Source organism: Janthinobacterium sp. BCJ23, assembly GCF_059617945.1.
In genome coordinates, this window is record NZ_JCAQAW010000004.1 from 345,648 (window position 1) to 372,339 (window position 26,692).

The 26,692-nt window shown below is 64.8% G+C and carries 28 protein-coding genes; 8 read left to right on the forward strand and 20 right to left on the reverse strand.

The genetic code is table 11. The features are described from left to right. Window positions 1–94: 94 nt before the first annotated feature. Complete coding sequence (locus AC54AG_RS15810) at window positions 95–1,747, reverse strand: Na+/H+ antiporter (protein ID WP_128139749.1); 1,653 nt, start codon at window positions 1,745–1,747, stop codon at window positions 95–97. A gap of 190 nt (window positions 1,748–1,937) precedes the next feature. On the opposite strand from AC54AG_RS15810, the gene AC54AG_RS15815 reads away from it, so the two are divergent. The 4 genes from AC54AG_RS15815 (at window position 1,938) to AC54AG_RS15830 (ending at window position 6,846) form a co-directional block, all read left to right on the forward strand. Next, window positions 1,938–3,236: a cytochrome c gene (locus AC54AG_RS15815; protein WP_496630899.1), complete on the forward strand. Its 1,299-nt coding sequence runs from the start codon at window positions 1,938–1,940 to the stop codon at window positions 3,234–3,236. A gap of 15 nt (window positions 3,237–3,251) precedes the next feature. Beyond that, on the forward strand, window positions 3,252–3,719 hold the full coding sequence (locus AC54AG_RS15820) for a (2Fe-2S)-binding protein (RefSeq protein WP_496630901.1): 468 nt from the start codon (window positions 3,252–3,254) through the stop codon (window positions 3,717–3,719). Continuing rightward, window positions 3,712–6,030 carry a xanthine dehydrogenase family protein molybdopterin-binding subunit gene (locus AC54AG_RS15825; protein WP_496630902.1) on the forward strand — a complete coding sequence of 773 codons (2,319 nt, stop codon included), beginning with the start codon at window positions 3,712–3,714 and terminating at the stop codon, window positions 6,028–6,030. The genes AC54AG_RS15820 and AC54AG_RS15825 overlap by 8 nt, the downstream gene beginning before the upstream one ends. A gap of 150 nt (window positions 6,031–6,180) precedes the next feature. Beyond that, window positions 6,181–6,846, forward strand: a complete 666-nt coding sequence (locus tag AC54AG_RS15830) for a dienelactone hydrolase family protein (protein ID WP_051991852.1) — start codon at window positions 6,181–6,183, stop codon at window positions 6,844–6,846. A 9-nt stretch (window positions 6,847–6,855) separates the two neighbouring features. On the opposite strand, the gene fghA is transcribed toward AC54AG_RS15830, so the two are convergent. From fghA to AC54AG_RS15860, 6 genes are all read right to left on the reverse strand, one after another. Beyond that, a complete protein-coding gene (gene fghA / locus AC54AG_RS15835) occupies window positions 6,856–7,722 on the reverse strand; it encodes an S-formylglutathione hydrolase (protein ID WP_331777771.1) in 867 nt (288 codons plus the stop codon). Window positions 7,723–7,778: 56 nt separating this feature from the next. Next, the gene (locus tag AC54AG_RS15840) at window positions 7,779–8,642 is read right to left on the reverse strand and encodes an NAD-dependent protein deacetylase (protein WP_496630904.1); all 864 of its coding nucleotides are present in this window, start codon (window positions 8,640–8,642) and stop codon (window positions 7,779–7,781) included. A 49-nt stretch (window positions 8,643–8,691) separates the two neighbouring features. Continuing rightward, window positions 8,692–9,363 (reverse strand): signal peptidase I, encoded by a 672-nt coding sequence (gene lepB, locus AC54AG_RS15845; protein ID WP_034757284.1) that lies wholly within the window; start codon window positions 9,361–9,363, stop codon window positions 8,692–8,694. A gap of 172 nt (window positions 9,364–9,535) precedes the next feature. Further along, window positions 9,536–9,778 (reverse strand): hypothetical protein, encoded by a 243-nt coding sequence (locus tag AC54AG_RS15850; protein WP_070304326.1) that lies wholly within the window; start codon window positions 9,776–9,778, stop codon window positions 9,536–9,538. Beyond that, window positions 9,775–10,026, reverse strand: coding sequence for a hypothetical protein (locus AC54AG_RS15855; RefSeq protein WP_034757293.1), 252 nt, complete (start codon window positions 10,024–10,026; stop codon window positions 9,775–9,777). Before AC54AG_RS15855 ends, AC54AG_RS15850 begins: the two co-directional genes overlap by 4 nt. A 131-nt stretch (window positions 10,027–10,157) precedes the next feature. Continuing rightward, a complete protein-coding gene (locus AC54AG_RS15860) occupies window positions 10,158–10,697 on the reverse strand; it encodes a GNAT family N-acetyltransferase (protein WP_070304328.1) in 540 nt (179 codons plus the stop codon). 83 nt (window positions 10,698–10,780) lie between these two features. Between AC54AG_RS15860 and AC54AG_RS15865 the strand changes: the two genes are divergently transcribed. Continuing rightward, window positions 10,781–11,173, forward strand: a complete 393-nt coding sequence (locus AC54AG_RS15865; protein ID WP_496630906.1) for a VOC family protein — start codon at window positions 10,781–10,783, stop codon at window positions 11,171–11,173. A gap of 1 nt (window position 11,174) precedes the next feature. Here AC54AG_RS15865 and AC54AG_RS15870 read toward each other — a convergent pair whose 3' ends face one another. Beyond that, a complete protein-coding gene (locus AC54AG_RS15870; protein ID WP_496630907.1) occupies window positions 11,175–11,759 on the reverse strand; it encodes a DinB family protein in 585 nt (194 codons plus the stop codon). A gap of 150 nt (window positions 11,760–11,909) precedes the next feature. Here AC54AG_RS15870 and AC54AG_RS15875 point away from each other — a divergent pair, with 150 nt between their 5' ends. Next, window positions 11,910–12,905, forward strand: coding sequence for an HDOD domain-containing protein (locus AC54AG_RS15875; RefSeq protein ID WP_496630908.1), 996 nt, complete (start codon window positions 11,910–11,912; stop codon window positions 12,903–12,905). Window positions 12,906–12,931: 26 nt separating this feature from the next. Here the strand turns inward: AC54AG_RS15875 and AC54AG_RS15880 are convergent, their stop codons facing one another. From AC54AG_RS15880 to AC54AG_RS15930, 11 genes are all read right to left on the reverse strand, one after another. Beyond that, window positions 12,932–13,633, reverse strand: a complete 702-nt coding sequence (locus AC54AG_RS15880; protein WP_496630910.1) for an ABC transporter ATP-binding protein — start codon at window positions 13,631–13,633, stop codon at window positions 12,932–12,934. Further along, complete coding sequence (locus AC54AG_RS15885) at window positions 13,626–14,339, reverse strand: ABC transporter ATP-binding protein (RefSeq protein WP_034757316.1); 714 nt, start codon at window positions 14,337–14,339, stop codon at window positions 13,626–13,628. The genes AC54AG_RS15880 and AC54AG_RS15885 overlap by 8 nt, the downstream gene beginning before the upstream one ends. Then, window positions 14,332–15,294, reverse strand: coding sequence for a branched-chain amino acid ABC transporter permease (locus tag AC54AG_RS15890; protein WP_496630911.1), 963 nt, complete (start codon window positions 15,292–15,294; stop codon window positions 14,332–14,334). Before AC54AG_RS15890 ends, AC54AG_RS15885 begins: the two co-directional genes overlap by 8 nt. Further along, on the reverse strand, window positions 15,291–16,163 hold the full coding sequence (locus AC54AG_RS15895; RefSeq protein ID WP_072454651.1) for a branched-chain amino acid ABC transporter permease: 873 nt from the start codon (window positions 16,161–16,163) through the stop codon (window positions 15,291–15,293). The genes AC54AG_RS15890 and AC54AG_RS15895 overlap by 4 nt, the downstream gene beginning before the upstream one ends. A gap of 109 nt (window positions 16,164–16,272) precedes the next feature. Next, on the reverse strand, window positions 16,273–17,439 hold the full coding sequence (locus tag AC54AG_RS15900; protein WP_072454650.1) for an ABC transporter substrate-binding protein: 1,167 nt from the start codon (window positions 17,437–17,439) through the stop codon (window positions 16,273–16,275). A 60-nt stretch (window positions 17,440–17,499) separates the two neighbouring features. Beyond that, the gene (locus AC54AG_RS15905; protein ID WP_496630913.1) at window positions 17,500–19,038 is read right to left on the reverse strand and encodes a class I adenylate-forming enzyme family protein; all 1,539 of its coding nucleotides are present in this window, start codon (window positions 19,036–19,038) and stop codon (window positions 17,500–17,502) included. An 11-nt stretch (window positions 19,039–19,049) separates the two neighbouring features. After that, the gene (locus AC54AG_RS15910) at window positions 19,050–20,204 is read right to left on the reverse strand and encodes an acyl-CoA dehydrogenase family protein (protein WP_219328303.1); all 1,155 of its coding nucleotides are present in this window, start codon (window positions 20,202–20,204) and stop codon (window positions 19,050–19,052) included. 50 nt (window positions 20,205–20,254) lie between these two features. Further along, complete coding sequence (locus tag AC54AG_RS15915) at window positions 20,255–21,079, reverse strand: IclR family transcriptional regulator (RefSeq protein ID WP_035817702.1); 825 nt, start codon at window positions 21,077–21,079, stop codon at window positions 20,255–20,257. Window positions 21,080–21,335: 256 nt separating this feature from the next. Next, window positions 21,336–22,265, reverse strand: a complete 930-nt coding sequence (locus AC54AG_RS15920; protein WP_496630914.1) for an alpha/beta hydrolase — start codon at window positions 22,263–22,265, stop codon at window positions 21,336–21,338. Then, a complete protein-coding gene (locus tag AC54AG_RS15925; protein WP_496630915.1) occupies window positions 22,262–23,122 on the reverse strand; it encodes an alpha/beta fold hydrolase in 861 nt (286 codons plus the stop codon). The genes AC54AG_RS15920 and AC54AG_RS15925 overlap by 4 nt, the downstream gene beginning before the upstream one ends. 13 nt (window positions 23,123–23,135) lie before the next feature. Continuing rightward, on the reverse strand, window positions 23,136–24,197 hold the full coding sequence (locus tag AC54AG_RS15930) for a sugar phosphate isomerase/epimerase family protein (RefSeq protein WP_319992743.1): 1,062 nt from the start codon (window positions 24,195–24,197) through the stop codon (window positions 23,136–23,138). 140 nt (window positions 24,198–24,337) lie between these two features. Here AC54AG_RS15930 and AC54AG_RS15935 point away from each other — a divergent pair, with 140 nt between their 5' ends. Continuing rightward, the gene (locus AC54AG_RS15935) at window positions 24,338–24,946 is read left to right on the forward strand and encodes a TetR/AcrR family transcriptional regulator (RefSeq protein ID WP_219328305.1); all 609 of its coding nucleotides are present in this window, start codon (window positions 24,338–24,340) and stop codon (window positions 24,944–24,946) included. Between the two features lie 16 nt (window positions 24,947–24,962). Here AC54AG_RS15935 and AC54AG_RS15940 read toward each other — a convergent pair whose 3' ends face one another. After that, window positions 24,963–25,334 (reverse strand): flagellar basal body protein, encoded by a 372-nt coding sequence (locus AC54AG_RS15940; RefSeq protein WP_219328306.1) that lies wholly within the window; start codon window positions 25,332–25,334, stop codon window positions 24,963–24,965. 214 nt (window positions 25,335–25,548) lie between these two features. Between AC54AG_RS15940 and AC54AG_RS15945 the strand changes: the two genes are divergently transcribed. Further along, window positions 25,549–26,688 carry a dienelactone hydrolase family protein gene (locus AC54AG_RS15945; RefSeq protein ID WP_331777786.1) on the forward strand — a complete coding sequence of 380 codons (1,140 nt, stop codon included), beginning with the start codon at window positions 25,549–25,551 and terminating at the stop codon, window positions 26,686–26,688. Window positions 26,689–26,692 lie beyond the last annotated feature (4 nt).

A 26,692-nucleotide genomic window follows, 5' to 3' on the forward strand; every position in this document is an offset into this window, starting at 1 on the left:
CCATAAACCTTGCATTATAAACACGAATGTGAAAACTTGCATTCTTTACCATGAGAATTACTTATCAACACTGCCTCGGCGGGCCAGAGTGTTGCTATTCTTCCAGTGTCGCTTCCAGCAAGTCGATTTCGCGCAGCAGGCGCAAGTGAATGGTGTCGTCCAGCTCGCCCGAGATGCGGCGGCGGAACAGTTCATCGCGCTCCGCATTGAGCGCTTCCAGGCGCAGCGAGCGTTCGGCCCTGGCCAGTTCCTGCAAGCGCATCGCCTCGTCGTTGCTGCTTTCGCCATACGCGAGGCGGCGCCGGTAGGCTTCGATCAGGCGGTTGGCCGCTTCCGTGACGACTTGCTGCTTGTCATTCTTGTCGATGCCTTCGCACACTTTTTCCAGCCGCGCGATGGCCGCTTCGGCGGCAGCGGCGCGGGCGTTGCGCTCTTCCGTCGAACGGCGCGCGGGCGGCGCGAAGACGAGGCCCTTGGTCAGCAGGGGCAGGGTGACGCTGGCCAGCAGCAGCGACAGCAAAATCACGCCCATGGCCAGGAAGATGACGAGGTCGCGCGCGGGAAAGCGCGTGCCATCGGGCAGGAACAAGGGCAGGGTCAAAATGCCGGCCAGGGTCAGCGCGCCGCGCACGCCCGCGAACGACGCCACCAGCAGCAATCGCAGGCTGGGGCGGGCCAGCAGCGCCGCGTCCTTCGGTTCGCCCGCCACCTTCTTGTGGTGCTTGAACAGGGTCAGCTTCATGGAAATGAAGACCCAGAGGAAGCGCATGAAGGTCAGTCCCACCGTGATGGCGATGACGAACAGCGGCAGTTTCCAGGCGCTGCCGGCGCCGATCTCGGCTGAGGCGGCGGGCAAGCCGGCAACGGTGGTGGGCAGCTGTGCACCCAGCATGACGAAGATCACGCCATTCAAGACCAGTTGCACGGTATCCCACACGGCCTTGCGCTGGGTGCGCGTGGCAGCCAGCGGGCGGCCGATCAGGTCGGCATAATGCATGGACACGCCCGCCGTGGCGGCGGCCAGGATGCCGGAGCCGTGGATTTGCTCGGCGCCCAGGTAGGCGGCAAACGGGATCAGGATGCTGATGAGGATTTGCAGGCCCGGTTCTTCGCCGACCTTGCTCACCAGCCATTTATTCGCCAGGCCCACGCCCCATGAGATGGCCAGACCGATGATGATGCCGCCGCCTGCTTCCTGCAGGAAACTCAGCGAGGCGGCGCCGATGGAAAAGCCGCCCGTCATCATGGCGCCCACGGCAAACGTGAAGCAGACGAGGCCCGACGCGTCGTTGAGCAGGGATTCGCCTTCGAGGATGTGCATCAGGCGCGGCGGGATCGGATTGCCTGCGGCGATCGCGGAGACGGCCACGGGGTCCGTCGGCGAGAGGATGGCGCCCAGCGCGAAGGCGACGGCCAGCGGCACGCTGGGAATCAGCCAGTCGATGAAAAAGCCCATGCCCAGCACGGTAAACAGCACGAGGCCGATGGCCAGCATCAGGATCGAGCGCGCATCGGAAAAGAAGGCGCCCTTGGGAATGCGCCAGCCATCGAGAAACAGCAGCGGCGGGATGAAGAGCAGGAAGAAAATATCGGGATCGAGCGGCACTTGCACGCCAAACACGGCCAATCCCGTGCCGCCGGCGATCTGGATCAGGGGCAGCGGTAGCTTGACCCAGCGCGAGCGGGCGAGAAAGCCGCACAGGACGACGGTCAACACGAGGATGAGGATGATGGTAACGGTATGCATGAAGGAGCGGCGGCGTGCTGAAACGCTGATTATAAGGCGCAGCCCGCCTGCAGGCGGCACGTGCGTGTCATTGCGTACATACAACAAGTCACAATCGCGGTAAGATTCTCCCATTCATTGCCACAATCTGCTCTGCTGCCGCCGTCCGTGCGCGGCAGGCGCGTGCCTGGCCTTTTACCGGACTCCTGTTTTGCTCAAGAAAATCTTCACCGGCTTGCTGCTGTCGCTGGCATTGCTCATCGTGGCGGCCCTGGCCGCGTATCTGTATTACTGGCGTCCCGCGCTGGCGCCCATCGATCCCCCTGCCGCCACGGCATTTTCCCCGCAAGTGGTGGAGCGGGGCCGCATCCTGGCCGGCATGGGCAATTGCGCCGCCTGCCATACGGCCAAGGGCGGCGCCGAGTATGCGGGCGGCCACGGCCTGGCCACGCCGTTCGGCACGATCTATGCGACGAATATCACGCCCGACAGGCAAACGGGCATCGGCCGCTGGTCGCAGGCCGCCTTCCAGCGGGCCATGCGCGAAGGCGTGGGCCGCGACGGTGCCCATTTGTATCCCGTCTTTCCGTACACCCATTTCAACCTCGTCTCGGATGACGACCTGGCGGCCTTGTACGCGTATTTCATGACGCGACCGCCCGTGTATGCGGTGGGGCCCGCCAACAGCGTGCCTTTCCCCCTGAACTTGCGGCCGCTGCAGGCAGGCTGGAAGCTGCTGTTTTTCAAGCCGGCCAGCTTTCAGCTGAACCCCGCGCAAGGCCTGGACTGGAACCGGGGCCGCTACCTGGCCGAAGGCCTGGCCCATTGCGCCGCCTGCCACACGCCGCGCAATGCGCTGGGCGCCGAACTTGCCGGCTCATCCTACCTGGGCGCGCCCATCGACCACTGGTATGCGCCGGCCTTGACCAGCGCCAACACGGCCCCGCTGCCGTGGACGCAGGACGAGCTGTACGCCTTTTTGCGCACGGGGGCGACGTCCCTGCACGGCGTGGCGGCCGGGCCCATGTCGGCTGTCGTGCATGAAGGCATGGGTGCTTCGCCCGATAGCGATATCCGCGCGCTGTCCGTGTATTTTGCGGGCGTGGCCGGTGCAGAGCAACGCCAGGTCGATACCGATACCGTGGTAAAAGCCGGCATCAAGCGTTCGCAGCGCGTCAGCCTGGTCGACAACGACCGTGGCGCCAGCCTGTACGTGGCCGCCTGCGCGTCGTGCCATTCGAACAGCGATGGCAAGCCCGCGGCGCTGCGGCCGGAACTGAGCCTGAACAGCGCCGTCAGCGCGCCCGATCCCGCCAACCTGATCCAGGTGATCCTGCACGGCTTGAGCAAGGACGAAGCCATGCCCGGCGTGCTGATGCCCGGCTTTGCCGCCTCGCTGACGGACAACGACGTGGCCCAGCTGGCCGCCTATCTGCGCCGCAGCCGCAGCCACCAGCCGGCCTGGACGAATCTGGAAGCGGCCGTGGCACGCGCCCGCGCTGGCAAGTAATTACTGAAAGACTCTATGTACAACATGACCGTGAATGGCCAGCCCTTCGGCACCGAGGTTGACGCCGAGACGCCCCTGCTGTGGGTGCTGCGCGACGAAGTTAAATTAAAAGGCACAAAGTTTGGCTGCGGCATCGGCATGTGCGGCGCCTGCACCGTGCACGTGGATGGCCGCGCTATGCGCTCGTGCATTACGCCGATTGCCGCCGTGGCCGGCTGCGCCATCACTACCATCGAAGGCCTGTCGCCCGATGGCACGCACCCGTTGCAGCAGGCGTGGCTCGCCACGCAGGCGCCCCAGTGCGGCTATTGCCAGTCGGGCCAGATCATGCAGGCGGCCACCCTGCTGAAAGACTATCCGCAGCCGACCGATGCGAATATCGACGCCGTCATGAGCGGCAACCTGTGCCGCTGCATGGCCTATGTGCGCATCCGCAAGGCCATCAAACTGGCGGCCGGCATGCAGGAGGCGCCCGGTGTTTAAGTTACCGAAAGAAAATTCAGCTACCCGCCCCAGCGCGCTGGGCCGGCGCGGTTTCCTGATCGCCGCCGTCGGCACGGGGTTTACCCTCGCCTTCTTGCGCGCCGACAACACCCTGGCCGCAGGCAAGGCGGCGCCCGTGCAGTCTAAGCAAAGCGTTGCGCCCGTGTTCGATCCCGGCATCTGGTTCCAGATCGGCCGCGACGGCATCGTTACCGTCAACATCGCCAAGGCGGAAATGGGCCAGCATATCGGCACGGCCCTGGCGCGCATCGTCGCCGAGGAGCTTGAAGCGGACTGGAGCAAAGTACGCCTGCATTACGTGGACACGGATCCGAAATGGGGCTTGATGGTGACGGGCGGCAGCTGGTCCGTCTGGCAGAATTTCGATCCACTCAGCCGTGCCGGCGCGGCCGGCCGCCTCGCGCTGGTCGAGGAGGGCGCGCGCCTGCTGCGCGTGCCCGTGTCCGCCTGCCACGCGAGGCTGGGCGTCGTGCATGGCCGGGGGCGGTCGATCAGCTATGGCGACATCGTGCGCCGTGGCAAGCTGGCGCGCCAGTACACGCCCGAGCAACTGAAAGCCATCGTGCTGAAAACGCCGCAGCAGCGCAGCCTGGTCGGCCAGCACGTGCAGGCGCTCGACATCCCCGCGAAAATCAATGGCACGGCCGTGTACGGCATCGATGCGGAAGTCGAGGGCATGCTGTATGCGCGCCCAAAGATCCCGCCCACGCGCTACGGCGCGAAAGTGGTCTCCATCGATGATACGGCCGCGAAAAAGGTGCCGGGTTATCTGCGTTCGTTCGCCTTGCAGGATCCCAGCGGCACGGTGCCCGGCTGGGTCATGGTGGTGGCCGAAACATATGCGGCCGCCATGCGCGCGGCCGACCTCGTGCAAGTGAAATGGCGGGCCGGCGCGGCGGCCCACGTGGCGGAGCAGGATATCTTTAACTACGCGACCAAACAGCTGGCCGACGCCAGCCTGGGCGCCCGCGTCGTCGATGACGATGGCGTGGAGCAAGCTTTCAACGATGCCAGCCTGCAGCTGGAGCGCCACTACACGACCAGTACCGTGCTGCATTTCCAGCTGGAACCCGTGAATGCCCTGGCGCAGGAAATCGACGGCGTCTGGCACATTCATGCGGGCAACCAGTGGCAATCGTTGATACTGCCCGTGCTGGCGCAGGCGTTGAAGGTCCCCGAGAGCCATGTCATGCTGCACACCTATCTGCTCGGTGGCGGTTTCGGGCGGCGCCTGAATGGCGATTATTGCGTGCCGGCCGCGCTGGCGGCGCAAGCCGTGGGGCGGCCCGTCAAGATGATTTGCACGCGGGCCGACGACGCCCGTTTCGATTCGCCCCGTTCGCCATCGGTGCAGCACGTGCGCATGGCGTTCGACGACGTCGGCAAGGTGTCGGCGATGGTGCACGAAGCGAGCGCGGGCTGGCCCACGCAAGCGATGATCCCCACCTTCCTGGCCAAGGATAAGCAGGGCCATCCGTATGACCCGTTCGCCATCGCCGGCGCCGACCACTGGTACACGGTGGGCGCGCAGCGCGTGCGGGCCGTGTCGAACGACCTGGCCAACAGCAGTTTCCGCCCCGGCTGGCTGCGTTCCGTGGGGCCCGGCTGGACGAATTGGGCTGTGGAAAGTTTCATGGACGAGGCGGCGCAGGCGGCCAAGGTCGATCCGCTGGCGTTCCGTTTGTCGCTGTTGCAGGCCACGGGGCGCAATGCGGGCAGCGCGCCGAACGCCGTCGGCGGCGCCGCGCGCCTGGCCCACGTGCTGCGGCGCGTGGCGGACAAGGCGGGCTGGGGTACGGCCATGCCGCCCGACACGGGCCTGGGCATCGCCGCCACGTTCGGCCAGGAACGCGACATGCCGACGTGGACGGCCTGCATTGCCAGAGTGAAAGTGGACCGCAGCACTTGCATGGTGAAAGTCGAAAAGCTGTTCATGGTGATCGACGCGGGCAGCATCGTCGATCCCGATGGCGCGCTGGCGCAGGCGGAAGGGGGCGCCCTGTGGGGCGTGAGCATGGCCTTGCATGAAGGCACGGCTTTCCTCAACGGCCAGGTGAAGGATACCAACCTGAATACCTACACACCGCTGCGCATGGCCGATGTGCCCGAGCTCGACATTGAATTTATTGCCAGCACGCAAACATCGACGGGCATGGGCGAGCCGCCCACGACGGCCGTGGCGCCGGCGATCGGCAACGCCATCTTTGCCGCCGTGGCCTCGCGCGTGCGGCACTTGCCGATCCGCCCGGAATCCGTGCTCAAGGGGCTGGACCGGCACGGCGCCGTCTGATGCGGGCGCGTGGCGAATTTGACGTGCGCCGCGCGAGAACGGGCGCAGGCTGGTACACTGAGGCTTGCCGCTCAGGGCATGCAGACACCGCCCGGCCCGGCTAGATCAGCTTAGCAGCAGCTGGATTTCAGCTCGATAGCGGAGGCAGCCATGCAAGAACAATTTGTCAGCATCACGGCCGATGAACTTCAAATGGACGGCGTGCTTGAAATGCCCGAGCGGCCCGTGGGCATCGTCCTGTTTGCCCACGGCGCGGGCGCCGATAGCGACTATCTGGGCGCTTCCAGCCACGCCACTTCCCAGGATTTTTTGCGAGCGGGCATCGCCACCCTGCGCTTCGACCAGGGCGGCATCGAGCCTGGCGGCGGCAGCAATGGCCACGCGTATTTCGTGCGCGGCGATATCGTGCTGCTGGCGCGCCAGCTGGAAAAAGCCCTGGGCTGGCTGCAAGTGGACCCGTCCACGCGGCGCCTGCCCTGCGGCCTGTATGGCTATGGCACCAGCGCGGCCGTCGTGATGCAGCTGGCGGCCTGGCGCAGCGCGGAAATCGCCGCGCTCGCCGTCTGCGATGGCCAGGTGGAAATGGCCGGCAAGGCGGCGCTGGAAAACGTGCGCGTGCCGTCGCTGCTGATCGTGGGCGGACGCGACCCCGACGTGGCCGGCCTGAACCGCATGGCCTTTGCCACCTTGCGCTGCGACAAGCAACTGGAACAGATCGCCGCGCCCAGCGGCCCCGACACGCGCCACCAGGCGGCGCTGCTGGCCACGGACTGGTACACGCGCCATTTCAACGGGCATACCAGTACGGCGCAGTAGCGCGGCGGATCAGGCGGCGCGCAGATTCCTCGCATGGAAGCGCACATGCTCTTCCATGAAGCTGGCGATGAAGTAATAGCCGTGGTCATAGCCAGCATGGCGGCGCAGCCGTAATGGCTGGCCGGCGTCGCGGCACGCCGCTTCGAAGACATCGGGGTGCAGTTGTTCGGGCAGGAATTTGTCGGCCAGGCCCTGGTCGATCAAGATGCCTTCGGGGAACAGCGGCGGCTGACCCTGCAGGCCGCGCATCAGCGCGCTGGCGTCGTACTGCTGCCAGCTGGCGGCATCACCGCCCAGGTAGCCCGTGAATGCTTTCTTGCCCCATGGACATTGGCTCGGTGCGGCGATGGGGGCGAAGGCGGACACGGAGCGGAACAGGGCCGGGTTGCGCAAGGCCAGCACCAGTGCGCCATGGCCGCCCATCGAGTGGCCGAAAACGCCCGTGCGTTGCGCATCGATCGCCAGTTCCTGCTCCAGCAGGGCGCGCAGTTCCAGCAGGTAGCTGTACATGCGGTAGTGGCTGCTCCATGGCGCCTCGGTGGCGTCCACGTAAAAGCCGGCGCCCGCGCCGAAATCCCAGGAGTCGCTTTCGCCCGCGATGTCCGCGCCACGGGGACTCGTGTCGGGGGCGATCAGGATCAAGCCTTCCTCGGCCGCCACGCGCTGCGCGCCGCCCTTGATCATGAACGTTTCTTCCGTGCAGGTCAGGCCCGCCAGATAAAACAGGGCGGGGCGCTTGGTAGTGACCGTGGCGCCTGGCGCCGTGTCGGGAATGAAGGCCGAGAAACGCATGGGCAAGCCGATGGCTTGCGCGTCGTGGCGATAAAAGCGTTGTACGCCGCCAAAACAGGCGTGTTCACTCAACAGTTCCAGCATGAATTCTCCTCGTTAATGCCACAGTATAGCCAGAGCGGCGCGGGGCCGGCACGGGATCAGCCCAGCATGGCCGCTAATGCAGGCAAGATGTCTTGTGCCGGGGCATCGGTCTTGAATGCCAGCAAATGGTCGGCGCGCGTCTTGCCCATGTTGATGGCGGCCACGGGCTTGCCCGTTTCGGCCGCCATGCGGCACAGGCGAAAGCTCGAATACACCATGACGGACGAGCCCACCACCAGCAGGGCGCTGGCCGCATGCATCTTGCTTTCGGCCTCGGCCGCACAGGCGGCGGGCACGCCATCGCCGAAAAACACCACGTCGGGCTGCAGGGTGCCGCCGCACCGGGGACAGGCAGGCACGTGGAAGGTGGCCAGCTGCGACGGCTCGAGCAAGGCGTCGCCATCGGGCGCCGGCGTGGCCGTGGCGCCCAGCAGTTGCGGATTGTCGCGTTCGAGCTGATCCTGGATCAGGCGGCGCGTGTGGCGGGTCCGGCAATCGAGGCAGACGACGCCATGTATGCTGCCGTGCAACTCCGTGACGGCGGCGCTGCCGGCTTGCTGATGCAGACCATCGACGTTTTGCGTGACCAGGCCGCCGACTTGCTGGCGCTGGGCCAGTTGCGCGATGGCCAGGTGGCCGGGATTCGGCGTGGCGCGCGCCAGGGTCGGCCAGCCCACCATGCTGCGCGCCCAGTAGCGGCGGCGCACGGCTTCCTGGCGGCGAAAATCGGGTCCTTGCACGGGCGCATTGCCGCGCCGTACGCCTTCCGTGTCGCGGTATGCCGGTATGCCGGACGCCGTGCTGATGCCGGCGCCCGTCAGCAGCAACACGTCGGGATGGCGCTGCAGGAACTGCGCCAATTGCCCGAGGGCAGGATCGTCGCTGGCGGACCGCTGGCTGGCTGAGGAAAAGTTTTGCATGATGCGCCATGCTAACCGAAAAGCATGGCGCTGTTGCACGGGACGGCGATTACTCCAGTTTCATGCCGAAACGCTGCAGCCGCGGCTGCCAATGCTCCTGGATATTGGCCGAGACAAGGATGCGCTCGGCCTTGCCGATCAGCAATGCGCGGGGCACGAAACCGAAGTAGCGCGAATCGGCGCTGTTGTCGCGGTTATCGCCCAGCATGAGAAAATGGTCGGCCGGCACCGTCACGGGGGCAAAGCTGCGGGCCGCGCCTGCGATTTGCGGCAAGATCTGGATGCGGTGCTGCTCTGTCTGGTTGCGTTCGCTGATGCGCTGCGCCGTCAGCTGTCCCACGTGGGCGATGGTTTCGGGCGCCGTGTCGAGCGCCGTGTACTGGGCGGGCTGGCCATTGATGACCAGCTGTTCATTGCGCATTTCCACCGTGTCGCCGGGCAGGGCGATGATGCGCTTGATCAATCGCGTGCCGTCTTTCGGCGAGGAAAAGGTGACGATGTCGCCCCGCTGCGGTTCGCCCAGGCGCTGCAGCACGATATCGGTGAGCGGCACTTTCAGGTTGAAGGCGAGGCGGTTGACGAATACCACGTCGCCCTCGAGCAGATTGGGGCGCATGGATGCCGACGGTATGGGATTCCAGTCCGCCACGGCCGTGCGGAACACGCCGAACAGCAGGAGAAACATCAAAAAACCTTTGTTGGCGCGCATCCATGTGCTCATGTCGGCTCTTTCGCTGGGCTGTGCCCGTGATGGTGAAGGGAAACGCCATGGCTGCTGGCGACCTGTTCACGATGCACGGCGAGGCTGAAGCCAGTCTTAAATAGGCGCACTGCGCAGGCAAATGGCAGGCATGGTGTGACTGCTGTTGCGTGCACGCATCACCATGCCGGTTTCAAGGATGGCGGCACGGCGACTGTGTATCGTCGCCATTGTGCAGGCGCTTGCCATGCATGTCATCCCACAGCTCACCGAGCGCCACCAGCAAGCCGCCACCCACGAAGGGGATGGCCACCAGCCATGGAATGCTGTCGAGCCAAGGGCCCAGCACGATGGCCGAGGCCACGGCGATGACGATGGCGCTGCACCAGAAGCGGCGCGGATGCCGGAGCGTCAGCAGGTAGTGAAGATCGTTCATAAATCCTCCTTGGTGAGCATGCGGAACAGCCGGGCGGCCAGGATGCTGCTGACGGCGATGACGATGCAGCCGTCCAGGAAAAACAGCACCTTGCCCACCAGGTGCATGCCCTGCACGAGATAGGCGGGTAGCTCCCGCGCTTCCGCCCACTGTGTCATGCGCGCCAGCACGATGGCGGCGGCAAAGATAACGACGGCCAAGGCCAGCACCAGCAGCACATGTTCGAACAGGCGTAGCCGCAATTTCATGTTGGACTTGGCAAGGTTGGGAAGATTCCCGAGCCTTGACGTTATCAGTCCATCATGGTGCGGCTTTGCGCTGTGACAAAGTCGCCCCTGATAGGATAAAAGTCGCGTTGCTGCCGGAAAAATGCGGCATCTCAGGCCATGGCTTGCGTGTTGCGCCGCTCAAAATACAGCAAGTCCGACCAGGCATTCTGGAAAAACATGGCTTGTTCCGACTTGCCATATTGATGAAAACCGTTGCGCTGCATGACCGCGACCGAGCCCAGGTTTTGCGGCCGTGCCGTCGCTTCCAGGCGCCACAGGTCCAGCGCGCCAAACGCTTCGTCCAGCAGCAGGGCCACCACGCGCGTGGCGTAGCCGCGTCCGCCGAACCGTTCGCCGATGCGGTAACCGAGCGCTGCCTTGTTGAAATAGGGGCGCGTGACGCCCGTCAGGTTGACCCTGCCGATGATTTGCCCATCCAGCTTGGCCAGGTACTGGTAGGCGCGGTCCTGTTCGCGTTCGCGCTGCGCCTGCTCGATGGCGGCGGCGATGGCTTCCTGGTGATAGTAGGACGGCGCGCGGGCCGTGACCCAGTGTTCAAAATACGCGCGGTTTTCCAGTTCGAAGGCCAGCAAAGCGGGAAGGTCGGCGCTGGAGGGCGGGTGCAGCTGAAGGCGGTCGAGGTCTGGCATGGGAGCGTGTCGGAAAGCGATGCGCCATTATAATCAGCTCGCGCATTGCGCCGCACACCCGTTTGAACTCAAGAAGGAGCAGCATGCTGTCCCATATCTGCCTCGGCACCAACGACTTTCCCCGCGCCTACGCTTTCTATACGGCCCTGCTGGGAGAACTCGATCTGATCGAGAAATTTCATGATACGGCCAAGCCCTGGGCGGGCTGGATGGCGCAGCAGGCGCCGCGGCCCCTGTTCGTGCTGACGGCGCCCCATGACGGCTTGCCGGCCGCGCCCGGTAATGGCCAGATGACGGCCTTGCTGGCGGCCAGCCGCGCGCAGGTGGACCGCTGCCACCAGGCCGTGCTGGCGCTGGGCGCCGTGTGCGAAGGGCCACCCGGTTTGCGCCCGCATTACCACGCCCATTACTATGGCGCCTACTTCCGCGACCTCGACGGCAACAAGCTGTGCGTCTGCTGCCACGCGGAGGAATAGTTCAGCGCGGGCCCCAGACGTCGTCTTCCGTCCAGCCCAGTTCCAGGAAATCCTGCGCCCGCTCATTCGCTTCCCCGGCGCAATAGAATTCGTCGAGCTGGGGCGGCGCGATGCGCGTGCCAGCCAGCATGGCATGCACTTGCCCACGGTGGTGGATCTGGTGCTGGAACAGGTGTGCCAGCAGGCGCTGGCGCGAGTCGACTTGCGGTGTGTCGCGCAATATCGTCACGGGCCGCGCCAGGTCCGCATCGCACAGGCTGCGGCAATGGGCGATCAGGCGCAGGTCCGATGCGCGCTGCGCCGCATGCAGGGCCGCGCAATCGCTGAACGGTTCATCCTGTTCAAAGAAGACGTAGCAGTCGGCATGCGGCGCTTCGCCGCGCAGCTCGCGTTCGAGCGCGTCGAGATAAAACCAGTCGCATGTGAGGATGTGGTTCAGGGTGAACTGGATGGTGGGAAAAAAGCTGACGCGTGTGGCCTGGAATTCGGCCTGGGTCAGCTGGCCGCACGCCTTCAGCAGGCGGTGGTTGGCCCAGGCGTTGTTGTACGCCTGGCTGGTGAGGTAGTGCGCAAGTGGATTGTTCATGATGGATCGCTTGTCGGGTAGGGCAGGGTTTTGCAATGCCACTTTAGCATGTTGCGGCAGATGGACAAAGCGCTCACGCCAGCCGCACCAGCGCTGCCATCATCAAGTAAAATCGTGGGGCGGATTGCGCGATAGTGATGCAGATAGGGCTTGGATAGCAAAATGGGCTGGATAGGAAAATTACTGAACGGCGGCGACGAAAAAAACAAGCCTGCGGCAGTCTCGGCAGCGGCGGCTGCCGAAGCGGCACGGCAGCCAGCCACCATCGCTGAAATCGATGCCATGTACTACCGCTGGCTGGCGGCCGCGAGTGCGGCGCAGGCTCCGGAGCAGACTGAACAGCAGATTCTGGACGAGCTGGCGCGCCTGGTTCGTGAACCGATCGCTGGCGCTGCGCTGGTACCGCGTATTCCAGCCATCATTCCGCAGTTGATGCGTACCTTGCAAGATGAAAACATGAGCGCGGCCAAGCTGTCGGCCCAGCTGGCCCAGGACGTGCTGCTGGTCGCCGAGGTCTACCGCGAAGCGAACCGGCCCTGCTACCAGTCGCGCTATAACGCCAGCCCGTCGATCAACAATATGGAAGGCGCCATCATGCTGCTCGGGCAAAACGGCATGCGCATGCTGCTCGCCCGCGTCGCCTTCCGCCCCATCGTCAGCATGCAAAGCGGCGGGCTGACCGTGCGCACGGCGCCGCTGATCTGGCGCCAGTCCGAGAAATGTGCGCTGGCGGCCAGCCTCGTCGCGCCGGCCATGCATGCCAACGCCTTCGATGCCTATCTCGCGGGACTGATGGCCAATGTCGGCCTGGTGGTGGCGTTCCGGCTGATCGACCAGATGCATGCGCCCGATGTCTTTCCGCAATCGGACGCCTTCATCGCCCAGGTGTTTGCGCAAGCGCGCATCCTGTCGGTGAGGATCGCCGAATTGTGGGAGTTTCCCCAGTCCGTGACCCGCGCGATCGGGCAGGTGGGGCAAGCCGATGCCGATCCGCAGGCGCAAGCGCTGGCGCTGGGCGAACGCTTGAGCAAGCTGCGCATGCTGGCCGATACGGGCCGCTTCTCCGCCGACGATCCTTTCGTGACGAGCGGACTCGACAAGAGTGCCTTGCTGGCGTTTGGCAAGCTGGCCGACGACGAGGACTGATGGCAACCGCGTGCGGCTGATATCGCTCAGCGCGCAAAATACAGTTCGTGCAGGTGCTCGAGGTCGACGTCAAGCGCCGCCTGCGACAGCGCCACTTTACCGCTTTGCATCAGGTAGACGTGATCGGCCACGCCCACGGCGCGCGCCGTGTTCTGTTCCACGAGGATGATGGTGCGCTTGCCGTCGTTCAGGCGCGCGAGAATCTCGAACAGCTCGTTGACCACCAGCGGCGCCAGGCCCAGCGACGGCTCGTCGATGATCAGGAGCGACGGATCCGACATCAGGCCCCGCGCCATCGCCAGCATCTGCGCCTCGCCGCCGGAGAGCGATCCGGCCAGCTGCTTGCGCCGTTCGTGCAGGCGCGGGAACATGGCGTAGGCTTCGGCCAGGCGCGCCGGCATGTGGCTGCGGTGCTCCTTCGGAAATGCGCCCATGATCAGGTTTTCTTCCACGCTCATGTCGCGGAACGTCATGCGCCCCTCGGGTATCATCGTCACTCTCGCGTCGCTCATTTTCCACGTCGGCGTGCCGTTGATGGGCGTGCCGTCGAGCGCGATGCTGCCCGCGCCGACCGGCAGCAAGCCCATGATGGCGCGCAGCAGGGTCGTCTTGCCGGCCCCGTTCGGGCCGATGATGGTAGTCAGCTTGCCCTTCTGGATAGCCAGCGACACATCCCACAGCACATTGATGGCGCCATAGCCGGCGCGCAGGTTTTCAACTTTAAGCATGGGCTGCCCCCGTATAGCTTTCGATGACGGCCGGGTCGCGGAAGACGGCGTCGGGCGTGCCGTCGGCGATCAGCTGGCCAAAATTGAGCACGGCCACGCGCTGGCACAGATTGCTGATGGTTTCGATATCGTGTTCGATCATGACGATGCCCACGCCAAAGGCCGCGTGCAAGTCCTTCAGCATGCCCATGAAGCGGCGTTTGCCGTTTGTTTCCAGGCCCGCCAGCACTTCGTCGAGCAGCAGCAGTTTCGGGTTCGTCGCCAGCGCTTTGGCCACTTCCAGCGCTTTCAATTCCGTCAGCGCCAGTTCGCTGGCCGCGTCGCGCCCGGCCTTGTCAAGCAGGCTGGTGAAATCGAGGATTTCATCGATCTTGCGCATGTCGACCTTGCCGGTGCCGAAGCGCTGCGCCACGACGAGGTTTTCGCGCACCGTCAATTCATGCATCGGTTGGGGGATCTGGAAGGTACGCCCCAACCCCAGGCGCGCGCGCTGGTACATGGGCGTGGCCATGATGTCGCGTCCTTCGAAGCGGATGCTGCCGCTGGTGGGACGCACGAGGCCCGAGATCGCATTGAACAGGGTGGTCTTGCCGGCGCCATTCGCGCCCACGAGGCCGATCACGTCATGGCTGGCCACTTTCAACGTGACGGAATCGACGGCCGTCAGGCCGCCAAAGCGCACGGACACATTATCGAGTTCAAGCATGTGCTTTCTCCTTCGCTTTGAACATTTTGCGTAGCAGCGGCAGCAAGCCGTTCGGGCTGAAGACGATCATCGCCACCAGCAGCACGCCCAGCACCAGCTGGTGGCCCGTGGGGATCAGCGACTTGAAAATGAGCTGGTCGACCAGGTAGACCACCACGGCGCCCAGCACGGGGCCGAGTATCGTGCGGTAGCCGCCGAAGATGGCCGCCACGATCGGCAAGGTCACCCACAGGCTGTTGAAGGCGTAGTCCGGTTCCAGGAAGTTGATGTAATGGGCGTTGAAGGCGCCGAACAGGCCAGCCATGAACGCCGACACGAGCAGCATCGCGCCTTTCAGCAAGGTGCTGTTGACGCCGACGACGCGCGTGGCGTCTTCGCTGTCGTGCATGGCGCGCAGGGCGATGCCGTAGTGGCTGGCGCGGATGCGGCTGTAGGCAAATGCGCAGCAGACCACCAGGGTCAGCACGACCAGGTAGGCGCCCGTCTTGCTGGCCAGATCGACGCCGAAGACGGTGGGCAAGGCGGGAATATTGTTGATGCCGCCGGCGCCGCCCGTCACCGAGCTCCATTCCGTGGCCAGGATGCGGAAGATGTGGGCGTAGGCGAGGATGGCCAGCGCAAAATACGGCCCGCGCAAGCGCAGCACGGGCAGCATGATGACGGCGGCGATGGCCGCCCCCGCGCCGCCCAGCAGCATGGCGGCAAACACGGGCAAGCCCAGTTTCACGGTGGCCAGCGCGGAGACATACGCGCCCACGCCGAAAAACGCGGCATGGCCGAAGCTGACCATGCCGCCCAAGTTACCGAGCAGGGCCCAGGACATGGCCACGCCGCCGATGATCAGGGCCGCCACCACCATGCTCATCACGTACTGGTTGGCGCCCAGGGCCAGCGGCACAGCGATATAGGCGGCCAGTAGCAGGCCCGTTGTTGAAATCAAAGTCGAGCGCTTCATCCGCGCCTCCGTTGTGCGCCGAACAAGCCGTTCGGCATGATGAACAGCACCAGCAGGAACAGCACCATGCCCGACAGTTCCTGCAGCGCGGAGCTGGCCAGGGTGACGGTCAGCGCTTCTGCCACGCCCAGCAGCACGGCGGCCAGCAGCACGCCGGGGATCGAGCCGATGCCGGCCAATACCGTGATGATGAAGGCTTTGACCGTCAGCGCGCCGCCGTAGGCAGGCTGGATCACGCCATAGCTGAACAGGGCGACGCCGGCGAAGGCGGCCAGGATGCCGGCGACCAGAAAGGACACGAGTTCCGTGCGGCCCGGGTCGATGCCCATCAGCTTGGCCGCGTCGCGGTTGCTGGAGACGGCGCGCACGGCGCGGCCATACCAGCTGGTCGACAGCCAGCGCCACAGGGCCGCCATCAGCACCAGGCTGACGCCAAAGAAAATCACTTCGCTGCGCATGCTGAAAAACGGACCGATTTCAAAACCTTCCTGCAGCCAGGTCGACGACGTCGAGCGGATGTCCGCCTTCCATACGAGCAGGATGAAATTGGTGAGGATCACGCCGATGCCGTAGGTGAGGATCAGCGAATTGATTTCGCGGTCCTTCTTGATGCGGCTGACGATCAGGTACACGCCCACGGACGTGAGGCTGACGATCACCAGCGCGATGGGAATGGCGAACATGGGACCGAGTCCCAGGCCTGATTCCACGCTGTAGGCGATGTAGGCTGCCAGCAGTACCAGCTCGCCGTGCGCCAGGTTGATCACTTTCATGGTGCCGAAGACCAGCGCCAGTCCCAGTGCGATCAGGGCGTAGGAGCCGCCCTGCAGCAAGCCCGAATACAGGGCTTGCAAGATTAATTCTGTCATGTCGTCATCCCGTCAGGCGGCCCTGGCGCATCTTGACAGATGCGCCAGGGCCGCCGTTCATCGGTGCGCGTCCATGCGGGCGCGCGCGTGTGCAGCGGGAGGCTGCCGTTTACCAGGGCAGGGCTGGATAGGCCAGCTTGCCCGTCGCGTGTTCCTTCGGCCAGACGATGACCACTTTCTTGTCCTGGTGCTGCGCCATGCGGTGCACGAAGTTCTGGTTGTCGCCATTGGCGGCAAACTGCACGCGGCCGATCAGGGTTTCGCGGTCCGTCTTGCGCATTTCCTCGGCCACGCCGCCTTTCTTGATGGTGCCCTTGTCGGCCGCGCGCGCGATCGCTTCGAACAGCAGCATCGATTGCACATAACCGAACTGGCCCAGGTAGTCCGGCTCCTTCTTGTACAACTGCTTGTAGGCGTCGCTGAAGGCCTTGCCGTCGGCTGTCTTGAATTCCGTGGGGAAGGGCAGCAGTGCCGTGCCGAACACGTTTGGCATCAGGTCGGGGAAATCGGCCGCCATTTTCGGCGTGGCCAGCGACCACACGCCCACCATGGCCTTGATCTTCGGTTTCAGCACGCGCGCGGCGCGGATGATGCCCACATAATCGTTTTCGTAGCCGACCATGGCCACGACTTCCGATTTATCCTGCAGCTTGATCTTGTTGATGATGGGCTTGAAGTCGGTAATGGCCGGGTCGAACGAGTGCGTTGTCACTTTCACGCCCTTGGCGGCCAGGGCTTTTTCCACGTCTTTCGCCAGGCCCGTGGTGGCGTCCTTGGTCGAATACACGATGGAGACGGACTTGGCGCCCACGTCCTGCAGCAATCCCAGCATGGCTTTTTCGTAGCCGGCCGTGTTATTGATGCGGAAAAAATTCTTGCGCCCGCTGGTCACCAGGCTGTCGTCCACGCCGCCCGAAGTGATGTAGACGAGGCCCAGTTTATTCGCCGTGTCCGAGGCGGGCGAGATATTGTTCGAGCCATAGCCGCCCGTGATCGCCACCACGCCCTGGCTGGCCAGCTTTTCCACGGCGGCGATGGCCTTGGCGGGCGCCGATTCGTCGTCGACGGTGATGATCTTGATCGTGTGCTTGCCGTTGGTCTTGTTGAATACCTCGGCCGCGACCATGATCCCTTCCTGCATGCCGGCGCCGACGCGCGCCAGGTTGCCCGTCAGCGGGATTTCCGCGCCGACCAGGAATTCGTCGGCGCTGGCGTTTGCCATCCAGGCGCTGGCAACCAGCGCTGCCATGGCGATGCGTGTGTAGGTGCGTTTCATCGTGTCTTCTCCGGTGATGTGGCTTGGTTTTATTGTCGGGTCTGGTACAGCAGGGTTAATTCACAGGGTATTCTGCGCCATTTGCCGCAGCTGCCCCTTTAAAATCTTGCCCGTGGCGGCGGCCGGCAGCGCTTCCATGACGATGATGACGGACGGGCACTTGTACGGCGACAGGGTCTGCGCCAGCCAGGCCTGCAATTGTGCCACGCTGGCGGGCTGGCGCGGGTCGAGTTCCACGTAGGCGATGACGTCCTCGTTGCCATCGGCGAGGGTGCGTCCCACCACGGCCGACTGCACCACGGAAGCGTGGGCATTCAGGGCCGTTTCCACTTCCAGCGGATACACATTGAAGCCGGAGCGGATGATCAGTTCCTTGGTGCGTCCCACGATGAACAGCGCGCCGTCGGGATCCTGGCGCGCCATGTCGCCCGTGTTCAGCCAACCGCCGTCGCGCATGGTGGCCGCCGTCATGGCCGGCTCGCGGTAATAGCCGGCCATGATGTTCGGCCCGCGTATCCACAGTTCTCCCGGCTCGCCCGGCGCCACATCCACGCCGGCCACGTCCACCACGCGCACTTCCACGCCGGGGATCGGCATGCCGACGGAATCGTCGCGGCGTGGCGTTTCCAGGCGCGTCTGGCTGATGGTGGGCGCGCTTTCCGTCATGCCGTAGCCATTGTGCAGCGCGGTGCCCAGCAGCTTTTCCACCTCGTGCTTGAGCGATGGCGCCAGCGGCGAGCCGCCCGCATACGCAAAGCGCAGCCGCGTGGGCAAAGGAGTTTCCGCGCCGCCCAGGGTTTGCAGCAGCTTGGCGTACATGGCCGGCACGCCCTGCAGGATGGTCAATTCATCGTCTTTCAGCGCGGCCAGCAAACCATCGACGGAAAAGCGCGGCACCAGATATAAGGCGGCGCCCGCATACAGGGTGCCCAGGGCTACCGAGGCCAGGCCGTACACGTGCGAAATCGGCAGCACGCCGTAGGCGCGGTCCGTGCACGTCAAGCCGCGCAAGGTGCTGGAGACGGCGGCGATGAACAGCAGGTTGCGGTGCGTGAGCATCACGCCTTTCGACTGCCCCGTCGTGCCCGTCGTGTAGATCAGCGCGGCCACCTGTTCGTTGCCGGGAACCGTGTCTTCCGCGATGGCAGCGTCGTTCAAGCCGCCCGCCAGCAGCTCGCCCATGCCATCGACGGTGACGGCGCTGGCCCCGCGCCGCGCCGCATGGACGGCCGCTTCCGGCGAGGCGCCGGCCAGGAACAGCACGCGCCGTGCGGAACTGTGCGTGGCGATGGTGTCGATCTCGCGCGCCGACAGGCGGGCATTGACGTTGACGATCCACGCGTCGATGCTGGCGGCCGCGAAGATCAGCGCCACCTGCAGCGCGCCATTTTCGCCTACCACCATCAGGCGGTCGCCGGCGCGCACGTCCAGCTGGCGCAGCAGCAGCGCCGCATGTTCCACACTGTGCTGCAGCTGCGCATAGGTCCAGCGGCGGCCACCTTCATGCAGCGCCGGCGCATCGGGCGCGCGCGCGGCCCAGTAGGCGGGGATGGCCGACAGGCGCGCCGGCAAGCCAGCCAGCAGGGCAGGGATGTCCATCGCGGCCGCCTTCACTTTTGCGCCGCCTTGATCATGTTGCGGGCGATGACGATTTGCTGGATCTGCGTCGTGCCTTCGTAGATGCGGAACAGGCGCACGTCGCGATAGAAGCGTTCGGCCGCGTATTCGCTGATGTAGCCGGCGCCGCCGTGGATCTGCACGGAGCGGTCGGCCACGCGGCCGCACATTTCGGAGGCGAACAGCTTGCAGCACGACGCTTCCGTCGAAATGTCTTCCTTGTTGTCGCGCCGGCGCGCCGCGTCGAGCACCATGCTGCGCGCCGCATAAATCTCGGCCTTGCTGTCGGCCAGCATGGCCTGGATCAGCTGGAATTCCGCGATGGGCTGGCCGAACTGCTGGCGCTCCATGGCGTAGGCAAGGGCGTCGGCCAGCATGCGTTCGGCCGCGCCCACGCAGACGGCGGCGATGTGCAGGCGTCCCTTGTCGAGCACTTTCATGGCGGTCTTGAAGCCCACGCCTTCCTTGCCGCCGATGATATTTGCGGCCGGGACACGGCAGTTTTCAAAGATCACGTCGCAGGTATGCGCGCCTTGCTGGCCCATCTTCTTGTCGGTCTTGCCCAAGGAAAGGCCCGGCGTATCCTTTTCCACGATGAAGGCGGAAATGGCCGAGGCACCGCGCTTGACGGGGTCCGTGCGCGCCATCACCGTGAAGATGCTCGCTTCGGGTGCGTTGGTGATATAGCGCTTGCTGCCGTTGAGGATATAGAAGTCGCCATCGCGCACGGCCGTCGTGCGCAGCGAGGCCGCGTCGGAACCGGAACCCGCTTCCGTCAGGGCGAAGGAGCCGATGATCTCGCCCGCCGCCAGCTTGGGCAGGTAGTATTGTTTTTGCGCTTCCGTGCCGTCGATGACGATGCCTTGCGAGCCGATGCCGTTGTTGGTGCCGATCAGCGAACGGAAGGCGGGCGAGGTACGGGCGATCTCGAAAGCGACGCGCACTTCTTCTTCCATGCTCAGTTCCAGGCCGCCGTACGCTTCCGGAATCGACAGGCCGAACAGGCCCAGTTCGCGCATCTGCGCCACGATGGCAGGCGGTATCGTATCTGTTTCAGCCACCAGCGCCTCGTTCGGCACCAGCACTTCGCGCACGAAACGGGCGATGCTGTCGAGCAGGATGTTCAGGGTTTCTTCGTCGCGTATCATCGGTTTCCTCGGCGCTTTGATTTGAGCTGTCGTTGAGAGGGGCGCGCAGTCTAACCGCGGCCCAGGTTTTTTTCCACTGTCTTGACGAGGGCCACCAGGCGCGGTCCCAGGTCCGATTCGAGTTTTTCACGCGACAGCAAAAAGGCGGGGCCGCCGCAATTGAAGGCCATCACCTGTTCGCCGTCGGCGCCCAGCATGGGTACGCCCACGGCATGCACGTCGTTCTGCCACTCGCCAGCCGAGATGCAAAAGCCCCGGTCCTGGTAATCCTTGAAGCCTTGTTCGATGCCGGCCTTGATACGGGGCCAGCGTTCCGTCTCGTGCACCCTGGCGTGGTCCATCAGGTAGTCGCGCTCGGCCTGCGGCAGGATGCACAGCAGGGCCTTGCCCATGGCCGTCGTCATCAGCGGAATGCGCGAACCGACATCGAGGCGCAAGGTGACGTTGGCGCTGCTGCGGCAGGTTTCCACGTAGACCATGCTGAGACGGTCGCGTGTGCCCAGCGAGACTGACGCCTGCGCGTGTTCCGCCAGTTCCTCCATCAGCGGGCGCGCCATCTTGCGTACGTCGAGATTCGACAGCATGCGGTAGCCGAGGGCCAGCACGCCGGCGCCCAGCTGGTACTTGCCCAGGCTGTCCGAATAATTGAGGTAACCGAGTTTGGTGAGGGTGTAGGTCAGGCGCGAAATGGTCGGTTTCGGGATGCCCGTGCGCTTGGCCATGTCCGCGTTCGACAGATAGACTTCGCCGGGGCGAAAGCAACGGAGCACTTCCAGTCCGCGTGCCAGCGCGTTGACGAACTGGCGGTCCTTGCCTTCCTCGTCATCGCCGAAGACGATGAGTTCCGGATCTGCTGCGGTCTGAATATTGGTCATATTTGCATTCATTTTCAGGCTCCCTGGAAACCAGTTTGCCTAGCCAAATTGTGCATGTCAACCGTTTTGTGAAACATTCGTTCGCACAGCGAAATGGTGCGGTGCATGAACGGTGCGGGAGAAATGTCTGAAAAATTGACTTGCGCAAGCGTTTCGGCGCTTGGCGCCTGAGCATCGCCAAACAAGACGATATACGGAGGAAGAAAACACCATGGCTAGTGGCGCCGCCGTGGAGCCATCCCCGGCGGCGGATTTTTTACATTGTCATTGCTTTCCTTATCGCCTGGCCAGCCACGTCGAACAATCCCCGCGCCGCTGGCGTCAAGCCCGCCATGTGCATAGCCGCATGGATCATGCCGTCCAGTTGCACGCAATCGGCCGCCACACCGCCGTCGCGCAGCCGCCGCGCATACGCGACGCCTTCGTCATGCAGCGGGTCGTGTTCGCATACGAGCACCGTCGCCGTCGGCAAGTCCTTGAGCGAAGCGGCCCGCAGCGGTGCCGCATAAGGCTGCATGCCATCTGCCGGTTTGTTCAGGTAGGTGGACCAGCAAAAACGCATGGCTTCCCGCGTCAGCGAAAAGCCTTCCGCGTGGCGCTGATACGAAGCTGTGTCGAAGGCGAAATCGAGGGCAGGGTACAGCAGCAACTGGTGCGCCAGCGCGGGACCGGCCTGGTCGCGCGCCATCAAGGCCGCTGCCGCCGCCAGGTTGCCGCCCGCGCTGTCGCCTCCCACGGCCAGCCGTTTCGCATCGATGCCCAGCGCCGCCGCATGCTCGGCGACCCAGCACAGCGCCCGGTAAAAGTCGTCGAGCGGAACGGGGAACTTGTGCTCGGGTGCCAGACGGTAGTCGACGGAAAAGATCACGCAGCCGGTGGCGTTGGCCAGCGCGCGGCACGGGTTGTCGTACAGGTCCAGCGAGCACAGACACCATCCACCGCCATGCGCAAAGACGATGGCCGGCAAGGGCTGGCCCGTGTCCGCACCGGCCGGCACATAGGCGCGCACGGTGAGCGCAGGCTCGCCGGGCAGCACGTAATCCTTGATGGCCGTGACGTCTTCCAATGGCCCGTGCAGCTGGCGCAGTCCCGTTTCCGTGGCCGCCCGCAGCGCTGCCAGCGAGGCGGGCGGCGGCGCATCCTTTGTTTCCTCCAGCCAGGCGGCGATCAGCGGATCGAGGCTCACGCCAGCTCTCCGGCCAGGAAGGGCAGCAGGTGGGCGATGAATGCTTCCGGCTGTTCTTCCATGATGAAGTGGCCGCATTCGGCGACGATGGCGCCTTGCAGATTGTCCGCCTTGCCCTGCATGGTCAGCAGGGGCGCGTCATTCGTCGCATGGTCGGCGCCGATGGCCAGCACGGGCATGGCCAGGCTGCGCTTGGCCCGCTCGAGGTTTTGCTTGATGGTTTCGGGGATGGCGCGGTAGTAGGCGAAACCGGCGCGCAGGGCGCCCGGCGTGGCGTAGGCATCCGCATACACGTCGACGGCCACCTTGTCGCGGCGGTACGACCAGCGGTCGAAAATGAAGCGGAGGTACTCGCGCTCCTTGCCCGCCGTGAGCATTTCCGGCAAGTCCAGCACCTGGTTGAACATGAAGTGCCACAGGAAGATGTTGTCGGACGGCGCGACAAAAATCGGCGGCGCGGGGGCCAGGCCGGGAATGACGGCTTCCGTCAGCGCCAGTTTCGTCACGGCCTGCGGGAAGTCGCTGGCCAGCGCATAGCCGACCCACATGCCGATGTCGTGGCCGACCACGTCGTACTGCGCATGGCCCAGGGCCAGCATGGCGCGGTGCAGGGTGGTCGCCACGGCGCCCGTGTCATAGCCGCCGGCCGGGCGGTCCGAATGACCGCTGCCCGGCGGATCGATGGCGATGGCCCGGTAGCCGCTGGCGGCCAGCGCCGCCATCACGTGGCGCCACGCATACCAGGTCTGCGGCCAGCCGGGGATCAGCAGCACGGGTTTGCCGTTGCCGGTACCCGCGATGACGCAATGGAGGCGCTGGCCGTCGATGCGGACGTAGTCGTGAATGAAGTCGTTCATAGGGTTTCCTTGATTAGTTGTGCCGGATGCCCAGCAGGGTATTGATCTGTTGCGCGCTGACGGGGGCGCCGGCGAAGTCGTCGAAGATCTTGTCGGTCACAGGAATGATGTGGGCGTTGATGAAGGCCACGCCTTCGCGCGCGCCCACCTCCTGGTCCTTCAGGCAGCACTCCCATTCCAGCGTGGCCCAGCCCGCGTAGTCGTTTTGCGCCATCTTCGAGAAGATCGCCTTGAAGTCGACCTGGCCATCGCCGAGCGAGCGGAAACGCCCGGCGCGGTTTTCCCACGACTGGTAGCCGCCGTAGATGCCTTGCCGACCCGTCGGATTGAACTCCGCATCCTTCACATGGAACATGCGGATGTGATCCTTGTAGATGTCGATGAATTCCAGGTAGTTCAGCTGCTGCAGCACGAAGTGGCTGGGGTCGAACAGCATCTTGCAGCGCGGGTGGCGTCCCACGCGCTCGTAGAACATCTCGAAGCTGATGCCGTCATGCAGGTCTTCGCTCGGGTGGATTTCGTAGCACAGGTTGACGCCCTGTTCCTCGCACACGTCGAGGATGGGCAGCCAGCGGCGCGCCAGTTCGTCGAAGGCCGTTTCGATCAGGCCGGGCGGGCGCTGCGGGAACGGGAACAGGTAGGGCCAGGCGAAGGAACCGGAAAACGTGCCCATGTCCGTGAGGCCCAGGCGTTTCGAGGCCATGGCCGCCAGCTTGACTTGCTCGATGGCCCACGCCGTGCGCGCTGCCGGCTGGCCATGCAGGTGTGCCGGCGCGAAGCTGTCGCACAGCGCGTCATAGGCCGGATGCACGGCCACCAGCTGGCCGAAGATGTGCGTCGTCAGTTCGCTGATGACGAGGCCATGGCCGGCCAGCATGGCGACCAGATCGTCGCAGTATTGCTGGCTGTGTGCGGCCTGCGCCACGTCGAACAGGCGCGCATCCCAGGCGGGAATCTGCAGGGCCTTGAAGCCCATGCCGGCCGCCCACTCGGCGATGGCGGGCAGGGTGTTGAAGGGCGCCGTGTCGGCGGCGAATTGGGCCAGGTGCAGGCTCGGTCCTTGAATGGTTTTCATATCGGCTCCTATTGTTTGTCGATTGACAAAGAATAGGCGAAATTTTTTGCGCGGTCAAGGCGGTCATGCAAAATAAATCGCGAATGCGCTGCGGGTGCCAGGCGTTATACTGGCCGCCAGTTCGCAAGCAGAGGATCAAAATGGCAGGAAGACCGAGGGAATTTGACCGCGCGCTGGCGCTGGCAAAAGCGCGCGACGCGTTCTGGATGCGCGGCTACGAGGGCGTGTCGATGGCCGACCTGGTGGCGGCGCTGGGCATCGCCTCGGCGCGCATCTATGCGGCGTTCGGCTCGAAGGAGCAGCTGTTCCGCGAAGCCGTGGAACTGTATGAAACGGGCGAGGGCGCGTTCGCCGTGCACGCGCTGGCCGCCAGCCTGAATGTACGCGACGCGGTGGCGCGCATGCTGGAAGAGGCTGTGCTGCTGTACACGCGCAGCGGCCAGCCGCAAGGCTGCATGGTGGTCACGGCCGCCACCAACACGAGCGCGGAAAACGCGGGCATCGCCGACTGGCTGGCGCAGCACCGCCGCGCGCGCACGCAAGCCGTCATCGAGCGCCTGCGCGCGGCGCAATTGGCGGGAGAATTGAAAGGGGAAGCGGACGTGCAGGCGCTGGGCGACTATTATGCGGCGCTGCTGCATGGCTTGTCGGTGCAGGCGCGCGACGGCATTCCCGCCGAGCGGCTGCTGGCGCTGATACGGCCGGCGATGGCGCCTTTGGTGCTGGAAATGAAAAACCAGGCTACCTAATCGATAGCCTTCAGGTTCAAGTCTTGACGTCGATCAGGCTGCCCAAGGCCTGGTCGGCTGCCTTGACGACATTCGCCGATAAATTAAAACCGGCCTTGTAGACGAGGTTATCCGTCAGTTCGGACGCGAGGCCCACGCCGTTTGGCCGGCTTTCGGCCGCCTTGGCCGCATTCGCATTGGCGCCGCTGACGCTTTCGCTGGCGGCCAGCTTGCGCCCTTCGATGGACAGGCTGACGCCCGTGCCGGCCGGGCTGCTTTCCTGGAATTCGGCCTTTTGCGGCTGGAAACCCGGCGTATTCGCATTGGCGATATTGTTGGCGGCCACATCCAGCGCGCGCTGGTTGGCGGTCAGCCCCGAGGTACCGGTGGTAAGGGCGGATATGGACATGGCAACTCCTTCAGTATGCGCCCAGTGTACTCCCGTCAACAGGAAAAGTGGTTGGTGCAAGGCAACAATTTTCCCCAGGTGGTTGCCGTAAAAAATATGTGCGTCACGTAATTTTTTTATATTGTTCTGTGGCATTTCACTGTCTAGACTGGCAGGGAAGTCATCCACGGAGTCCGCCATTTTTCACCTGTTTCGCCCCATTTTGCTGGGTTTGTTGCTCAGCCTGCCTTGTCTGCCACTGAAAGCCCAGCTTGTCCCTTCGCCGTTGCCGCTCGACGCACGCCTGAACGAGCAAGTCATCATGGTGCCGGCCGGCGACGGTTTGCGCGAGGTGCTGGAGACGACGGTGTTTCGTCCCGCCGGCCCCGGCCCGTTCCCCCTGCTGCTGATGAATCACGGCAAGCAGGCCGGCCCGGCCCGGCTGCAGCAGCGCGAGCGCTTTATCTATATGGCCACCGAATTCGTGCGCCGCGGCTATGCGGTGATGCTGCCCATGCGCGCCGGCTTTGCCCGTTCCACGGGCGCCTACCGCGATTTCGGCTGCGACATGCTGGGCAACGCGCAGGGCCAGGCGCGCGACATGCTGGCCGCGCTCGCGTATGCGCGCCGCCAGAGCTGGGTCGACCCGCAGCGCATCGTCGTCGCGGGCCAGTCGTACGGCGGCATGGCGGCGCTGGCGCTGGCCACCCGGGTGGTGCCCGGCGTGCGCGGCGTGCTCAATTTTTCCGGCGGCTTGCGCGTCGACATGCCCGGCTGCGATTGGCAAGGGGCGCTGGCGAAGACCTTCGCCACCCTGGGCGCCTATAACCATATTCCCAGCCTGTGGCTGTATGGCGCCAACGATTCCTACTTCGGGCCGGCCTTGGCGCAGCGGCTGTTTCGCTCGTTCACGGGTTCCGGCGGCCAGGCGCAACTGGTCGCCTATGGCCCGTTCAAGCGCGACGCCCACCTGACCCTGGGCAGCCGTGACGGGGTGGCCGTGTGGCTGCCGGCCACCGAGCGCTTCCTGCAGAAAATCGGCATGCCGGTGCGCCAGGTCTACCGCGTGGCCGATGCGCCGTCGCCGCCCGCCACGCATTTCGCGCCGCAGGACGATATCGCCGCCGTGCCGTATCTGGAAGAGCAGGGCCGCGCGGGCTACCGCGACTTCCTCGAGAAAACCGCGCCGCGCGCCTTTGCCCTGTCGGCCAGCGGTGCCTGGGCCTGGGCCGAGGAGGGCGAAAGCCCCGACGTGCGCGCCCTCGCTTCGTGCCAGCGGCGCAGCAGCCTGCCGTGCCAGCTGTATTCGGTCGATGAAAGCGTCGTCTGGCCCGTCGACGGCGCCAGCGCGAGCGCCGCCGGCGGCGCGCAATAGGCTG

Bases quoted from the DNA above. Each gene is read 5' to 3' on its own strand.
- AC54AG_RS15890 (WP_496630911.1), bottom strand. From the start codon at position 15,294: ATGAAGCGCTCGACTTTGATTTCAACAACGGGCCTGCTACTGGCCGCC.
- AC54AG_RS15885 (WP_034757316.1), bottom strand. From the start codon at position 14,339: ATGCTTGAACTCGATAATGTGTCCGTGCGCTTTGGCGGCCTGACGGCC.
- AC54AG_RS15820 (WP_496630901.1), top strand. From the start codon at position 3,252: ATGTACAACATGACCGTGAATGGCCAGCCCTTCGGCACCGAGGTTGAC.
- AC54AG_RS15910 (WP_219328303.1), bottom strand. From the start codon at position 20,204: ATGATACGCGACGAAGAAACCCTGAACATCCTGCTCGACAGCATCGCC.
- AC54AG_RS15895 (WP_072454651.1), bottom strand. From the start codon at position 16,163: ATGACAGAATTAATCTTGCAAGCCCTGTATTCGGGCTTGCTGCAGGGC.
- AC54AG_RS15940 (WP_219328306.1), bottom strand. From the start codon at position 25,334: ATGTCCATATCCGCCCTTACCACCGGTACCTCGGGGCTGACCGCCAAC.
- AC54AG_RS15905 (WP_496630913.1), bottom strand. From the start codon at position 19,038: ATGGACATCCCTGCCCTGCTGGCTGGCTTGCCGGCGCGCCTGTCGGCC.
- lepB (WP_034757284.1), bottom strand. From the start codon at position 9,363: ATGAGCACATGGATGCGCGCCAACAAAGGTTTTTTGATGTTTCTCCTG.
- fghA (WP_331777771.1), bottom strand. From the start codon at position 7,722: ATGCTGGAACTGTTGAGTGAACACGCCTGTTTTGGCGGCGTACAACGC.
- AC54AG_RS15830 (WP_051991852.1), top strand. From the start codon at position 6,181: ATGCAAGAACAATTTGTCAGCATCACGGCCGATGAACTTCAAATGGAC.
- AC54AG_RS15860 (WP_070304328.1), bottom strand. From the start codon at position 10,697: ATGCCAGACCTCGACCGCCTTCAGCTGCACCCGCCCTCCAGCGCCGAC.
- AC54AG_RS15915 (WP_035817702.1), bottom strand. From the start codon at position 21,079: ATGACCAATATTCAGACCGCAGCAGATCCGGAACTCATCGTCTTCGGC.
- AC54AG_RS15870 (WP_496630907.1), bottom strand. From the start codon at position 11,759: ATGAACAATCCACTTGCGCACTACCTCACCAGCCAGGCGTACAACAAC.
- AC54AG_RS15880 (WP_496630910.1), bottom strand. From the start codon at position 13,633: ATGCTTAAAGTTGAAAACCTGCGCGCCGGCTATGGCGCCATCAATGTG.
- AC54AG_RS15930 (WP_319992743.1), bottom strand. From the start codon at position 24,197: ATGAAAACCATTCAAGGACCGAGCCTGCACCTGGCCCAATTCGCCGCC.
- AC54AG_RS15840 (WP_496630904.1), bottom strand. From the start codon at position 8,642: ATGCAAAACTTTTCCTCAGCCAGCCAGCGGTCCGCCAGCGACGATCCT.
- AC54AG_RS15855 (WP_034757293.1), bottom strand. From the start codon at position 10,026: ATGAAATTGCGGCTACGCCTGTTCGAACATGTGCTGCTGGTGCTGGCC.
- AC54AG_RS15865 (WP_496630906.1), top strand. From the start codon at position 10,781: ATGCTGTCCCATATCTGCCTCGGCACCAACGACTTTCCCCGCGCCTAC.
- AC54AG_RS15925 (WP_496630915.1), bottom strand. From the start codon at position 23,122: ATGAACGACTTCATTCACGACTACGTCCGCATCGACGGCCAGCGCCTC.
- AC54AG_RS15810 (WP_128139749.1), bottom strand. From the start codon at position 1,747: ATGCATACCGTTACCATCATCCTCATCCTCGTGTTGACCGTCGTCCTG.
- AC54AG_RS15935 (WP_219328305.1), top strand. From the start codon at position 24,338: ATGGCAGGAAGACCGAGGGAATTTGACCGCGCGCTGGCGCTGGCAAAA.
- AC54AG_RS15850 (WP_070304326.1), bottom strand. From the start codon at position 9,778: ATGAACGATCTTCACTACCTGCTGACGCTCCGGCATCCGCGCCGCTTC.
- AC54AG_RS15900 (WP_072454650.1), bottom strand. From the start codon at position 17,439: ATGAAACGCACCTACACACGCATCGCCATGGCAGCGCTGGTTGCCAGC.